The sequence below is a fragment of the Aquitalea magnusonii genome (assembly GCF_002217795.2).
Taxonomy (GTDB): Bacteria; Pseudomonadota; Gammaproteobacteria; order Burkholderiales; family Chromobacteriaceae; genus Aquitalea; species Aquitalea magnusonii_B.
The window spans coordinates 484,141-497,954 of the sequence record NZ_AP018823.1; the positions used below are offsets into that span (position 1 = coordinate 484,141).

Here is a 13,814-nt window from a genome sequence, read left to right on the forward strand (position 1 = left end):
CACTATTTATTTTCTGCTGCGGGAGCAAATGTATTAATTCAAACTTGTCTGGCAGACGCTGCTCTTGAATGACGAGGTGGCAGAATCGGCATTGTCATAACGCAACATGCACTTCTTGCCGCCTTCCAGGTCGACAAACAGATTGCCGCTTGCCTGTTTGACACGGGCAAATAGTTTTCCGCCCTGGCCAATATCACCGACCACATTGCCGTCCTTGTCTTTGACACTGGCACCAAATGGCAGTGGGCTTTCATCGGCAAAGCTAGTCTTCAGTAGCAGCGGCAAGCCCTTACTGGTTTTGAATTTCACCAAGACTACCGAACCACTACGTGGGATGGCTTGTGTACTGCTGTAGTCCAGTTGTACGCCATCGCTCATGCTGCCGGTTTCTAGCTGTATATCATTCTTACGGTAAGAAGATAGTGATGGCAGTAGCGCATGCCCTGAACCATCAACTTCCACACCGATGCCTGGCATTACCATTGCGCCTTTGGCATCCGGCGCTTCGATAATGGCGGCGCTTTCACCCAGTTGCTGGCCTAGCAGCACAGTCCCGGCAGCGGCCACTACCGAGCCGCTCAAGCCGAAAGAGGCTTGTTTAACATGCGTGGCGCTGCTGGCACTGGCATTAACAATGCCTTTGCTACCCTGATAGGCGATGTTGCCAGCAATACTGCTGTAGTTACTGCTATTACTGCCGCCAGTATGACTTTCCCCGGCATTTATTCCGTAGCTGAGTTTTCTATCTTCGTCTATGGTGCCGCTCATATTGATTTGGACATCATTACTGCCGGTAGAGTCGTGGCGCAGCGAGCTACTGAATGTCTTGCCTCTATCCAGATTATAGTTAATGCTAAGCATAATACTGTTAACAGTTTTATTACCCAAATTGGTTTGCCTGCTGGCATCTATCCCCAGACTACCCCACTTAAAACCTTGGCGTAGGCCCCCCTGAAGTTGCGTATTGCGTGGCTGACTTCCCCAGTAATCCTGAAGTGAGCCACTGATATAGGCAGAGGTGTTATTATTAAAGGTTTGATTAATATTAACTTCTGCTCTGCTACGCAAACGAGAAAAGTTGTTAAGCAAGAGCTGGCCATTATTTGGGTTTGCCAAAGTATCGCGAATATTTAGCGCGGTCTGTAAATCCATAAAGCCAGAGGTGGAATATCTATATGCGGCCAGCGTGAGATTGGTACCCGTCGCTTGAATTAATCTACTGTAGCTGAGTCGATATGACTGGCCTGTTAGCGTCGTGTCATTAAGTCGGGTATGAGAATTGGTGACATCAAAACCCATGGCTCCAAATTGGGTGTTGAATACGCTACCAAGCTCTAGCGTGGAATAACCATCTGATGCCGTAACACCACCATTCAGTGTGATCAGGTTGGATAAGCCACGTTGGTAGGTAAATTGCCCCAGCATGGGCCGCGTATTGAGCAATTTCCGTACTTGACCCAGGCTCAGGTTATAGCGGTCCGAGCCTTCTCGTAAGGAACGCGGTACTGCCGAGAATGGAACGCTAAATGTTTTTACTTTACCGTCGGCTTCCGTTACTGTTACTTCAAGATCGCCATTGTAGCTAGCCGGCGCAATATCTCTTATTTCAAATGCACCAGGGGCAACCGTGGTATCAGAAATGATAAAGCCATTTTGTCGAATGACGACATGGGCATTGCTACTGGCCATTCCGCGCACGACTGGGGCATAACCCGTATCATTGATGGGCTTCATTCGATCATCACTGGCAATACGCATTCCTCGTATTGGGACCGGAGTGAACAGATCGGAATCCGTAAAGGTTTCACCAATAATCAGTTGGGAATGTATACTGTCCAGATCATGGCTGATGTAGCTTTGGGTTGGAACAATAGAGTGGCTACCGGTATTGCTCCAATTGAATGAAGTTGTATTGCGAAATCGCCAGCTGCCAAGGTTTAGCCCTGTATTTGTAGACAAATAGGCATTGCTATTACTAGTGTCACCTGTTTTTGAGTAGTAAAAATTGCTGGTGTAATCAATAAATAACGCAGGTATCCCTGCATCCCAACTTTCTGGCGGGGTATAACCTGTTAAATCCTGCTGCATGTTCACCTGCGGAACACTGATTTTTAACTGCAGGAGGTTGCTATCAAATTGATAAAATGCGCCATTGATCTGCTTGGCCAGATCAACGCAAATATCCTCATCTTTTTGAGACTCATCCTGTTGTGTTGCTACCGGCAAGTGGTCGGCACGGACCCCCAGTTCTAGTAATAGAGGGCGAGGGATGCATGGAACAGTGTCTTTATTGTCCGGCGTTTGGATCAGGCGAATATCACGACGCCCACGTGGTATTTCATTGATGAGTACATCGATACTGTACTCACCTTCCGGTAGTGATGTGCCGGTTTGGAATTTGCTGAAATCCAGTTTCTTCAGAGATTCACCCCATAGCAAGCTTCGGTCAAACGCAGGCTCGCTACCATTTTCATTGGCTTGTGCTGCTTGATGGCTCATGCCAAAGCAGACTGCTAGAAAAAGGTGTATTGGTTTTTTTTTGAAGATAACAGATTTCACAGTGTAAACCTTATTGTGTCACAGCTGATGACAGCTATTGGCTTGTCTATTCGGCAAGCTTGGCTGTATAGCTCGAGTTGCCACCAAAGTCATTGATGATGCTGAAATTTATGCCTGGATTTATTTCGTCATTCTTGGCTGTTATTGGATATTCGATATCACTGTTAGGTGCAATCATTGATTTTTGTGGTGACAAATCAACGCTGCCCTTTGTTTTTTCGGTATTAATCTGTATTTGATTGAAAGTAATATAATATGGCGTGCTGTTATGAATGGCTAAATACCATTTCGAATTTTTGTTGATCAATTTCCAGCTTAATTTTTCTGGCGCATTCTCCGGTGTTAGGTCTAATTTTTCCGGGCGAAAGAAGAATTTTATCCGGCTCCTGACGCCAATGCGCAGTTGGTTAGGATCGTCGCTATTTTGCGGTACTTCCAGTACATTTATCCAGAACAGGCTTTCTCTGTCTGTAGGGAGCGCTGTTTCTCCGGTAAAGCGTACGCGAATATTTTGCCCCTTTTCAGGCTGTAATACTGCTATGGGAGGAGTTAGAATAAAAGGGGCTGTGGTATTGTCTGGTGTATCCTTGCTATTTCCTTCATCAATCCATGTCTGTATCAATGACAATCTTTTGCCCGCATTATTCACGTTGAAGGTAATTTCTTTTTTACTGGCCGGGTAAATGATGCGTGTTGCATTGATGGAAACGTCAGCCTGTGCCAGATTAAGCAGGCTGCAGATGGAAAGAGTGCTTACTGCCAGCGTAATGTTTTTAATCATGTTTTCCCCGGATATATTATGTGTGAAAATCAGAAGGGGGTCATTGCCCCCTCTGATGAAAAGTGTTTCTTCCAGAAGCCATATGTGCGTGTGAAAATAATTACTCGTATTGCACGGTGTAATTTACTTTGGCAATAACATCACCAGCCGTGACCGCAGCTTTGGCGTAGTAGCTGGCCCGGTAATTCAGTATTGCTTTGTTATTGATAATGTCGAAGGATGAGCCGCTACTACCAAAGCCACTGCCTTGACCAATATTGATGGGAGTATTGGCATCTATGTTGTACAAGGCTATATCGACATTCTTTGCGGTACCGGTATTAATCAGTCTGCCGCTTGCTGCATCGACATTGCTATCAGCCTCAAACCAGGCAGCAGCTTTCTTGAATGTCGGTGGGCAGCCGGTGAGGGTGATGGCAAACTGTGTGGCACCTGCGCTGGCACCAGGGCTGGCCAAAGAACTTGCCGAAACAAATGGCAGTGCGACCGTGCCATCATTCGTTCCATTGGCGGCGCTGATGGTGCAGGTGTCGGATGAAATATCGCCGTTAAAGCTGATGCTTCCATCGGCGGCATGCGCTGCAGATGCCAATGCAGCTAATAAGAAAACGGTTGAAATTCTTATAAGGCCCTTTTTCATGTCAAGGTTCCTCGAGTAAGCAGACCTGGGGTGCGTACTGTATGTATGTATAGTCTGAAAATTGGGAAGGGATGGATTTGTCGATATATAGTCGGAGGAGGAGTCAAGATGACTCCCCCTTGCTAATAGGCCATGCCCATATGCATTGACGCTGTAGTATTGCCAGCGTCTATATGCATGTGGGTGTTTGCTTATTGATACTGAATGGTGTAATTAACCGAGGTTTCTACTCTGCCGGCAGTAGCTGCTGCTGTAGCGTAGTAGCGCGCATTGAAATTCATGGTGGCACCTTGATTGACGATATCTACCGCAGTACTGGCATTCCGACCAATAACAATTTGGCTGTCGTCAGAGTTGTGCAGTGCTACCTGAACATTTTTTGCAAAGGCGTCACCGGCTGCGTTTGTTAGGCGACCGCTGGCTGCATCAACGGTGCTGCCGGCTTCAAACCACGTTGCTGCTTTGGTGCCGCCCCCGCAGTTTGTCAGCGCGATGGAGAACTGGGTTGAACCTGCAGTGGTATTAGCGACCGCCAAGGCTTTGGTAGAGACGGTAGGCAGGGTTACGGTGCTGGTCGCCGTGCCGCCGGACACGCTCGGGGTGCAAGATACCGCGCTAATCTCACCTTTGAAGGTGATGATGCCGTCGGAAGCTTGTGCCTGTGCGGCAATGCCAGCCAGCAGAAGAGCAGCAGAAGCGGTGGTGAGCAGTTTTTTCATGATGTCTGTTCCTTAGGTGTTCGATGAGGGAATCCAAATGCGCTGACGCGGTGTATGCGTTTGGCTTGGGCAAGTATCGAACGGGAGACTTTTTTTTTATCTAAGACGCATCATTTTTGAATCTAAGAAATTTCCTATATCCGGTGGTTTCGGTTTGTTTTAGCTGTGTTAAGTTTAAAAGATGGTTTTTATTTTAAATTTATATGCTTAGTTCAGCAGTCTGCTAATGATCTTCAGTTGGTGTTTTCCTCGTAGTGCAAGCCATTGCCTTGTTGATGTTTAATAGTTATTTATTCCTTATTTATTTGCTATTGGCATGTTTGATCCCGTTTTGCATAATTTTTACATTGCTGTGCATTTCGATTGTCAAGCAGCGAGGCGAGGGCAATAATCCAACTTTGCTTTGAGCTGAGGCAGCTTATGTTGATTGGTGAATCGCGTGTTGAGCGCTTGGTGGTGCATCGGGTAGGTAACCAGGCCCGAGGTGAGGCGCTACAGCTATCTGAGCGTGCTAGTGAGGTTGATGATGGTGTTTCATCGCTGATCCTTAGCGGCTATCTGCGTGGCGTGGTGTCTGATAAGAAAAAGCATCAGTTCTTTCATGAGTCTGATCTGAATCTGAATGAGATTTATCATTACACCCGGCAGTTCTTCCGCGGTGAACTGGACTTCCTCGCACTGTCGCAGCGTATCGCCAAGCATCTTTACGCTCGTTCACAGCATCCGAACATCAGTGCTGGGGATTTGTTTGTCATTCTGTTTGCAGGCTTGTCTGATGGAGATCGCGAGCTGCGGGCCTTGGGCGTTTTCAAGTCTGAAGTGCGCGATGATTTCCTCTCGGTGGTGGAGGCTGGCGCGGTGTTTGACATTCGTCACGCTTCTGGGATCAACCCACGGTTAATCGATAAGGGTGCGTTGATTTTGGAGAACGGTCCGTTGGTCTATGCGGTGGACCGCGGGGGGCAGCAGGCTAAGTTCTGGCTGGATGATTTTCTGAAGGCAATGCGCGTGCCTGATGCCAGCAGCAGCAGTCGCATGGTTGCCAGCGTGGTGGAGCAGTTGTCTGAGGAGATTGCAGACCCTCTGGAACAGGCCCGCTTCAAGGATGAGTTTCTGGCGGTATGTGAAACCGAAGAAGAAATGTCGGCAGGTCAGGTCAGCTCGATTGCCGAAAAGTTTGTTGGCAAAGAGCAGGTCAGTCAGGCTTTTGATAATGCGGCGGAAGCCTATGGTTTTGCACTGGATGACGAAGCTCGCCTGCCAGCGCAAAGCATGGCCAAGCGGTTGGAGAAATCGCTTTCCAAATATGGTATCGGCCACGGCATCAGTGTGCTTTTGCCTAGTGGGATTACCTTGAAGAATATCCAGTCAATCAATGATGGCGAAGGGGAAATGACTTTGACATTGAAATTGCACAAGCGCGATTGATGCGGTGACTTGCCGTAACAAGCCCGGCCAGGAGCCGGGCTTGTTGTTGATGGCGCTGTTTGCTTAAGCCTGCAGCACGCTGGCCATGGCCTCGGCAACATAAGCCACATTACGGCTGTTGAGACCGGCCACGCACATCCGGCCGGAGCGCACCAGATAGACTGCGAACTCCTCACGCAGGCGGTCCACCTGTTCTGGGCTAAGACCGGTATAGCTGAACATGCCTTGCTGGGTGACGAAGTAGCTAAAGTCTCGGCCAGGCAGGCGTGTACTGAGAACTTCATGCAGCTTTTGGCGCATGGACTTGATGCGTAGGCGCATGGCGGCTACTTCCTCTGTCCATTCGGCAAACAGTGTCGGGTCATTCATTACTGCCGCCGTGATCTGGCCTCCGTGAGTTGGTGGGCTGGAGTAATTGCGGCGGACAGTGGCTTTCATCTGTCCCAGCACGCGGCTGGCTTCTTCTGCGTTAGTGCAGACAATGGACAGGCCACCACAGCGTTCACCGTAGAACGACAGGTTTTTAGAGAAGGAGTTGCTGACCAAAAAGCTGATGCCCGCATTGCTTAGGCTGCGGATGGCATAGGCATCTTCGTTCAGCCCCTGTCCAAAGCCCTGATATGCGATATCCAGGAAGGGAATCAGCTGGGCTTGCTTGAGCACCGGAATCAGCATATCCCATTGCGCGCTGCTCAGATCAACTCCTGTGGGGTTGTGGCAGCAGGGGTGCAGCAGTACCACGCTCTGTGCCGGCAGTCGTTTGATGGTGGCCAGCATGTCGTCAAACAACAGGCCTCCAGTGGCGGCATCGTAATAGGGGTAGTCGTGTACCTTGATCCCTGCGCCCTCAAAAATGGCGCGGTGATTGTCCCAGCTCGGATTGCTGATCCAGGCTTCGCTTTGTGGAAAGTAACGCTTGATGAAGTCTGCTCCGACTTTGAGCGCCCCGGAGCCACCTATGGTCTGGATGGTGGCGATACGCTGGCTGGTGACTGCTTCATGGTCTGCGCCGAATAGCAGTTTTTGCACGGCACTGCGGTAGTTGGCGGCACCTTCCATTGGCAGGTAGGGGCGTGGGGAAGGGCTGGCTGCGCGCGCGGCTTCGGCTTTCTGCACGGAAGCGAGCAGTGGGATGCGGCCTTCTTCATCATAATAAAGCCCGATGCCGAGGTTCACTTTCTGCGGACGTTGATCTGCATGAAACGTTTCTACCAGGGTCAGTATGGGGTCTCCTGGGTAGGCTTCTACATGTTCGAACATGAGACGGCAATTCCTTTGTCGCTGATTGTTATTCAAGTGAGTGAATCTGGGTTTCCACTTGTCGTAGAAAGCGCAGCTGCAGGGCATGGATGCATCTTCGCGCAAAGCGGTGTATGGCAGCAAGTGATGTGCCGTTTATCTCTTCTACGGTAGTAAAAAGCACGCTCAAAGGGTGACGCAGTGCCCAAGTGCTGGCATAATCCGCCACTCGATGCGCCCATGGCGAAATTGGTAGACGCAAGGGACTTAAAATCCCTCGACTTCGGTTGTGCCGGTTCGACCCCGGCTGGGCGCACCAGTACCGTTGCCAGCCTGATACGCTAATCAGGGCAGCGGGCATGCCTGCCTGCCTTTTGCTGGCACGGCCCGGCAAGCTGCATTACCATACAGGACGCCGCACCCGTCGTGTGCCACACGATATGCTGGCCTCGTGACGGTTTGCACACCGTCTTCCCGTCTGGCAGGATTGCCTGCCATTAGAAAAGCATCACTGGATCTAGATAGAAGTTCATGAAGCCAAATACCGAAACGGCACTGGGTGCTGCTCTCAAGTCTGCAGTACAGAGTCTGTCCAAGAAAAAACAGACTGAAATGATTGCGGAGCATGTTTACAGCAAGTTCGAAGTGTTCCGTCAATTCCGTCCGCTGGCTCTGGGCATTCATGAGAGCCTGATTGCTGCCCTGCCGCAATTTGATGCTACGCTGATTTCCCGTGTGGTGGCCAATCACTGTCGTAAGCCGCGTTACGTCAAGTCGCTGGCGCGTGGTGGTAAGCGTTTTGATCTTGCCGGCAAGCCCAGTGGCGAAGTGAGCGCGGAAGAAAAAAAGGCTGCCCAGCTGATGTCTGCACCAAAGCCTGCTGCGGAAGCACCTGCCGCTGATACTGTGCCGAACGACCAGGCTGCCGCCGAGTAAGTCGGTTCAACCCCGGTTTTCAACCCCTCCTTGCCTTGGCAAGGAGGGGTTTTGCATTTATGTTGGCTGTTTTGCCATGGGGGGATTTATGCGCTGGGTAATAGCACCTGACTCCTACAAGGGGTCGCTGGACGCGGCTAGTGTGGCGGCGGCCATGCAGGCCGGTATCAAGCTGGCAGATCGTCAGGCAGTCTGCATCCTGAGGCCTATGGCAGACGGTGGGGAGGGGACGCTGGACGCACTGCATGCCGCGGTGGGGGGCGATTGGCTTCGCTATCCAGTCAGCAATGCTGTTGGGCATCGTGTCGATGTGGACTGCCTGTTGCTGCCTGATGGCACGGTGGTGCTGGAAGTGGCACGTATCATTGGCTTGCCGGATGCCGGCGATTCTGATGTGAAAGAACGCAGCAGCCAGGGCGTGGGGCAGTTACTGCTGGCCTTGGTGGATGCTGGCTATCGGCGTATCGCCGTCGCATTGGGTGGGTCGAGTACCAATGATGGTGGTGCTGGCTGTCTGGTTGCCTTGGGCCTGCAATTGCGGCGTGCCGATGGCGCAGCTTTGTCCGGCAGCCTGCAGGATCTTCAATATCTGCATGCATTGGATGCAAGCGGGCTGGCTGTCGGCTTGGATGAGGTCAGTCTTGAAATCTGGTCGGATGTTGAAAATCCCTTGACCGGTCCGCATGGTGCCACGGCCGTGTTCGGCCCCCAGAAGGGCGTGGCGGCATCCGCAATCCAGACTGTGGATGGCTGGATTGCGCACTTTGCCGGATTGCTGGATGCCGACCAGGCATGCTCCCTGTCTAATCAGCCAGGTGCCGGCGCTGCGGGTGGACTTGGTTATGCCATGCAGTTGCTGGGTGGGCGCATGGTGTCCGGTGCGCTTGCGGTGGCACAGCATATTGCTCTGGCAAAAGAAATAGCCGCTGCCGACTGGGTGTTGACCGGGGAAGGGCGCAGTGACAGCCAGACGCTATCTGGCAAAGCACCTGCTTGTGTTGCCAATCTTGCCAGACAGGCTGGGGTACCGGTTAGCCTGTTGTCTGGTGCCATCCTGGCCGATGACGGCGGCGACTTGGTGGCAGCATTTGATGGTTGCTATTCCCTGTGTAACCGTCCGATGACGCTGGATGCGGCAATGGGAGAGGCCGCCGAGCGTATCGCACAGCAATCGCAACAACTGGCACGCACCATACTGGCCGCCCGGTCCGTAAGAAACTGATGTCCCTTCTGTTGGCTACAGGCAGACATCACCTGCCTGCATGTGGAGGCAATGGTGGATCCGGCCAATAGTCGCTTGTGCGGTAGTGGTGGCGGTGCTCGCTAGGCAGGGCCCGAGTTGTTGGCCGGGTGTCGTCTCCTGGTGGGCTGTCCTGCCGGGATAGCTCGCCTGACGCCGGGTTTTGCCTTGCCTGCTACATATATCCTTCATCCCGTCGGGCCGGTTTGGCAGGGCGGTGGCTAGCAGGAGGCTGAAATCCCTGGCTGCTTGTTATTTGTGCCGCCTGGGACTGGCCTGCCCGTCGCAGTACACCAGCCTGGCTGTTGCGGCAATTCGCTGAGGTGTTGACGCCTACCCGTTTGGCCGAGGGTGCCAGATTGCGCTCTACACCATTCGTGATTAGCTGGCGGGGCATCGGGATTGTGGCTGGCATGTGCAATCGAGGTGGGGCATGCCTATCAGCAACTGGGGGGTGCGCCCATTCATCCTCTAATTACTTCTCGATGGCGCGGGCAAGGTGCCACCACAATGCTTGCAGAACCGTGCATCGCGGTCATGTCCTTCGGTAAAGCAATGCGGGCATAGGCGGGTGGCCGATTGGTCTTCTGTTGGGGTTGCCCTGGTATTGCGCGCTATTTCTGCGGTGACAATGCCGGTGGGGACCGCAATGATGCCATAGCCGGTAATCATGACCAGACTTGCCAGTCCCTGTCCCAAGGGCGTCTTGGGCGTGATGTCACCAAAACCGACCGTGGTCAGGGTGACAATGGCCCAATAAATACCGATGGGTATGCTGGTAAAGCCATTGGCCTCTCCTTCGATCACATACATCAGTGTCCCCAGGATGATGACCAGTACGATGACGGTGACCAGAAACACCAGAATCTTGCGCCGACTTGCCAGCATTGCACGCTTCAGTTCATGTGCCTCGCCCATGTAGCGGGTAAGTTTGAGAATGCGGAACATGCGTAACAGGCGCAGCACCCTGATGTCTGCAAGGAAACGGCTTTCCGGAATGAACAGACCCAGGTAGAGCGGCAGGATGGAAAGCAGGTCCACCATGCCGAAAAAGCTGCGAGCGTAGCGCAGGGGTTTATGAATACAGATCAGCCGCAGCACATATTCGATGGTGAACAGGATGGTAAACATCCAGTCCAGTACCTTGAGCTGTGGGCCCCAGCTTTGACGAATGCTGGCTACGCTTTCCAGTGCTACCGATACCAGGGACAGCAGGATACTTGCGATCAGGGCAAGGTCAAACAGGCGGCCGGCACGTGTATCTGCTTCGAAGATGACGACGAACAGCTTGCGGCGCCAGCCGCTCAGGGGAATCAGGGTTTCCTGGGTTGGCATGGTGGTGGCGGACCTGTTGGTTTATTGGATAGAAGCAAACACTATTAGCGTTTTGGGGATGCTCACATATATTATATGAGTTATTAAACCTTGCATTTATGTTGCCCGGGAGAATAAGACAATGCGTATCGCCAATACCGTAACCGACCTGATCGGCAATACCCCTCTGGTCAAACTGAACCGTGTTACCGATGGTTGCGTTGCCACCGTGGTGGCCAAGCTGGAGTTTTTCAACCCGGCGCACAGTGTGAAAGACCGGATTGCGGTTGCCATGATCGATGCTGCCGAGAAGGCTGGCAAGATCGGACCGCAAACCACCATCGTAGAGCCGACCTCCGGCAATACCGGCATTGGCTTGGCCATGGTGTGTGCGGCGCGTGGCTACAAGCTGGTGATTACCATGCCCGAAACCATGAGTCGTGAGCGCCGGCAGTTGCTCAAGGCCTACGGTGCCGAGCTTATCCTCACCCCTGGTCCGGATGGCATGGGTGGTGCCATTGCCAAAGCCCGCCAACTGGTGGAGGAAAATCCGGATACATGGTTCATGCCGCAACAGTTTGAAAACCCGGCTAATCCGGAAGTACACCGTAACACTACGGCAGAAGAAATCTGGCGTGATACCGATGGTCAGGTGGATATCTTTGTAGCGGGTGTGGGTACTGGCGGCACGGTGACCGGTGTGGGCGAGGTACTGAAGGCACGCAAACCAGGTGTGCAGATTGTTGCCGTGGAACCTGATGCATCTCCGGTGCTGTCCGGAGGCCCCAAGGGACCACACCCGATTCAGGGTATTGGTGCTGGCTTTGTCCCTTCCATCCTGAACACCGAGGTCTATGACGAAATCATCCGGGTCAAGAACGAAGATGCCTTCAATACGGCCCGTGCGGTGGCTACTCAGGAGGGCGTGCTGGTAGGTATTTCCTCGGGTGCGGCGGTATGGTCTGCAATCGAGCTGGCCAAGCGCCCGGAAAATGCCGGCAAGCTGATTGTGGTCGTGATTCCGTCTTTTGGTGAGCGCTACCTCTCCACCCCCTTGTTCGAACATCTGGCTTGATACCCGCCACCGTGTATTGATTGCCGCTGGTGATCTCAACCGACCGTGCAGTGTTTGCCGGTCGGTTTTGTTTTGTGGGCAGCGCGGATACGAACTGTTTGGTTGGGCTTTTTGTCCAAGACGGCCCGACATCCGCTACACTACCGCCATGATTTCCATCCCCAAAGTCACGCGTCAGTTGCTGGTGCTGCCCGTCCTGCTCAGTGCGTGCAGCCTGCTGCAACAAGCTCCTGCGCCGCAAAGTTCGGCGCGTCCGGCACGCCCGCCCCTTGCCCCTGCAGTACCGGACAGCAAAGTGGAGCAATTACTGCGCGAAGCAAACCGGCTGGCTGGCAAGGTCAAGTCGGGTGAACTGAACCGGGTGGCAGCCGCCGATCAGCTCAATAGCTATCGTTTGCGACTGATTGGCGCCAATCCGGTGGATGACAATAACTTTGCCATGTACCGCTACCTGGCCGTCGAGCGTGATGCAGGCCGTCTAAGCCAGGAGGAGTCTCAGGCCAGGATGGAAATGCGTTTGCGGGAGTGGCTACGGCGCTGGCCCAAGATGCAGCCCAAACCGTCACAACCGGTTTTTACCAATTTTCTGTTGAAACTCTATGGATTGCCCGCTCTGGGCTGAAGAAACAATGAGCAAGAAAAAACAATCCAGCGGCTGCCCTTGTGGCCTGGCTGCTTCTTTCCAGGAATGCTGTGGACCTTATATTGCGGGTACTGCGTTGGCACCAACGGCTGAAAGTCTGATGCGTTCGCGCTATACCGCCTACACCATGAATAATGGTGATTATCTGCTGGCCAGCTGGCATTCCTCCACCCGCCCGGCTGAGCTGGATCTCTCGCGAGAGGAGCGCTTTGTCAAATGGCTGTCGCTGGAGGTGCTCAGCACACAGGCAGGCAGCGCAGCCGATGAGGCTGGTGTAGTCGAATTTGTTGCACGCTATAAGGTAAATGGCCGTGCGCAGCGTTTGCATGAAGTCAGCCGTTTTCGCAAGGAAGATGGTCAATGGTTCTATGTGGATGGTGATGCAGAGGAAGGATGATTACCTCTTGATGGCCAGTCTGCCGTTCTCCGCCGATCCTGGCAGTTGGCCTTGAACTCTGGCGCGGCTGCATTTTTTTGAGTGTTGTCGCCTGGCGGGCGGGTATTGATGGCATTTCCAGATGGCTGTCCTATGGTGATAGGGCGGCCATTTTTGCATTTTTCTGATGCAGGAATGCATGCGGTTTTTGTCAAGCACGGATTGTTTTTTGTTTCAAGTCAATTACTTGGTGGAGATGTCTTTGGTTCTGAACCGCTCGGGTCTAGCGTTAAAGTGACAGCGAAAGGAGATGGCGATGGGACTGGCTCTGAAGGGCTTGCTGGGTGAGCTGGAAAGCTGCCGTAGCAAGGGTGTACCAACGGATGCGGTGACACGGGTCGAGGTTGTCCGCACGCTGGAGATTCCACTGGATTTGCATGCCTGCCGTGAGTTGCGGGTTCTGGCGCATGTTTTCAGTGGTGATCAGGCTGAATTGGCTGCAGTGGTATTGCGTGCTGCGCTCATGGATATGCAAGAGCATCTGGATGATGATCTGGATAGTCTTGCCACCACGGCCAGGCAACTGATGAATGATCCATGTCAGCAAGCCAGCGAGATCATTTGAACAGATGACGGGGGCGGGGAAGGAGAGGGCAGGGTCAGCAGCGCTGGCCCTGTTTTCTTATGTGTGGAGAGGATTTATTTCTTTGTCTTGTCTTTATTTAAATAAAAACACATAAGCATAAAGTATGCGTAAAAAAAGGGGCGTTACGGCAAGGGGGAACCGCGACGCCCCAAGAGAAACTGTTCGATTGGCAGGTTGACAGCTAGAGATGACCATTACCCACAGTTCATCCTAGAACA

15 protein-coding genes and 1 tRNA gene are annotated in these 13,814 nt (G+C 52.6%); 10 read left to right on the forward strand and 6 right to left on the reverse strand.

All coding sequences use genetic code 11. The annotated features are described in order from the left end of the window. Nucleotides 1-33: 33 nt before the first annotated feature. The 4 genes from DLM_RS02370 to DLM_RS02385 form a co-directional block, all read right to left on the reverse strand. Nucleotides 34-2,499, reverse strand: a complete 2,466-nt coding sequence (locus DLM_RS02370; protein ID WP_089084967.1) for a fimbria/pilus outer membrane usher protein — start codon at nt 2,497-2,499, stop codon at nt 34-36. Between the two features lie 106 nt (nt 2,500-2,605). After that, nucleotides 2,606-3,340, reverse strand: a complete 735-nt coding sequence (locus DLM_RS02375) for a molecular chaperone (RefSeq protein ID WP_089084966.1) — start codon at nt 3,338-3,340, stop codon at nt 2,606-2,608. A gap of 100 nt (nt 3,341-3,440) precedes the next feature. Beyond that, nucleotides 3,441-3,980: a fimbrial protein gene (locus DLM_RS02380; RefSeq protein ID WP_089084965.1), complete on the reverse strand. Its 540-nt coding sequence runs from the start codon at nt 3,978-3,980 to the stop codon at nt 3,441-3,443. Nucleotides 3,981-4,171: 191 nt separating this feature from the next. Next, nucleotides 4,172-4,699 carry a fimbrial protein gene (locus DLM_RS02385; protein ID WP_089084964.1) on the reverse strand — a complete coding sequence of 176 codons (528 nt, stop codon included), beginning with the start codon at nt 4,697-4,699 and terminating at the stop codon, nt 4,172-4,174. Nucleotides 4,700-5,119: 420 nt separating this feature from the next. Here DLM_RS02385 and DLM_RS02390 point away from each other — a divergent pair, with 420 nt between their 5' ends. After that, entirely contained in the window at nt 5,120-6,127 is a 1,008-nt protein-coding gene (locus tag DLM_RS02390; protein WP_089084963.1) for a nucleoid-associated protein, read from the forward strand. A gap of 63 nt (nt 6,128-6,190) precedes the next feature. Here DLM_RS02390 and DLM_RS02395 read toward each other — a convergent pair whose 3' ends face one another. Then, nucleotides 6,191-7,387 carry an aromatic amino acid transaminase gene (locus tag DLM_RS02395; protein WP_089084962.1) on the reverse strand — a complete coding sequence of 399 codons (1,197 nt, stop codon included), beginning with the start codon at nt 7,385-7,387 and terminating at the stop codon, nt 6,191-6,193. Nucleotides 7,388-7,600: 213 nt separating this feature from the next. Between DLM_RS02395 and DLM_RS02400 the strand changes: the two genes are divergently transcribed. From DLM_RS02400 to DLM_RS23980, 4 genes are all read left to right on the forward strand, one after another. Then, nucleotides 7,601-7,685 (forward strand) — tRNA-Leu (locus DLM_RS02400). 212 nt (nt 7,686-7,897) lie between these two features. Next, entirely contained in the window at nt 7,898-8,302 is a 405-nt protein-coding gene (locus DLM_RS02405; protein WP_089084961.1) for a ProQ/FINO family protein, read from the forward strand. 88 nt (nt 8,303-8,390) lie between these two features. Beyond that, nucleotides 8,391-9,524: a glycerate kinase gene (locus DLM_RS02410; RefSeq protein ID WP_197715489.1), complete on the forward strand. Its 1,134-nt coding sequence runs from the start codon at nt 8,391-8,393 to the stop codon at nt 9,522-9,524. 141 nt (nt 9,525-9,665) lie between these two features. Next, nucleotides 9,666-9,767 carry a macro domain-containing protein gene (locus tag DLM_RS23980; RefSeq protein ID WP_420000707.1) on the forward strand — a complete coding sequence of 34 codons (102 nt, stop codon included), beginning with the start codon at nt 9,666-9,668 and terminating at the stop codon, nt 9,765-9,767. Between the two features lie 246 nt (nt 9,768-10,013). Here the strand turns inward: DLM_RS23980 and DLM_RS02420 are convergent, their stop codons facing one another. Then, nucleotides 10,014-10,877, reverse strand: a complete 864-nt coding sequence (locus DLM_RS02420) for an ion transporter (protein ID WP_089084959.1) — start codon at nt 10,875-10,877, stop codon at nt 10,014-10,016. Between the two features lie 121 nt (nt 10,878-10,998). On the opposite strand from DLM_RS02420, the gene cysK reads away from it, so the two are divergent. The 5 genes from cysK to DLM_RS02440 all read left to right on the forward strand — a co-directional run bounded on the left by cysK (nt 10,999) and on the right by DLM_RS02440 (nt 13,575). Then, a complete protein-coding gene (gene cysK, locus DLM_RS02425) occupies nt 10,999-11,931 on the forward strand; it encodes a cysteine synthase A (RefSeq protein WP_089084958.1) in 933 nt (310 codons plus the stop codon). Nucleotides 11,932-12,079: 148 nt separating this feature from the next. Further along, nucleotides 12,080-12,553, forward strand: a complete 474-nt coding sequence (locus DLM_RS02430) for a hypothetical protein (protein WP_089084957.1) — start codon at nt 12,080-12,082, stop codon at nt 12,551-12,553. 121 nt (nt 12,554-12,674) lie between these two features. Then, nucleotides 12,675-12,971, forward strand: coding sequence for a YchJ family metal-binding protein (locus DLM_RS02435; RefSeq protein ID WP_231960004.1), 297 nt, complete (start codon nt 12,675-12,677; stop codon nt 12,969-12,971). A 108-nt stretch (nt 12,972-13,079) separates the two neighbouring features. Next, entirely contained in the window at nt 13,080-13,298 is a 219-nt protein-coding gene (locus DLM_RS22905; RefSeq protein ID WP_145985751.1) for a hypothetical protein, read from the forward strand. Continuing rightward, nucleotides 13,267-13,575 carry a hypothetical protein gene (locus tag DLM_RS02440; protein ID WP_089084955.1) on the forward strand — a complete coding sequence of 103 codons (309 nt, stop codon included), beginning with the start codon at nt 13,267-13,269 and terminating at the stop codon, nt 13,573-13,575. The genes DLM_RS22905 and DLM_RS02440 overlap by 32 nt, the downstream gene beginning before the upstream one ends. Nucleotides 13,576-13,814 lie beyond the last annotated feature (239 nt).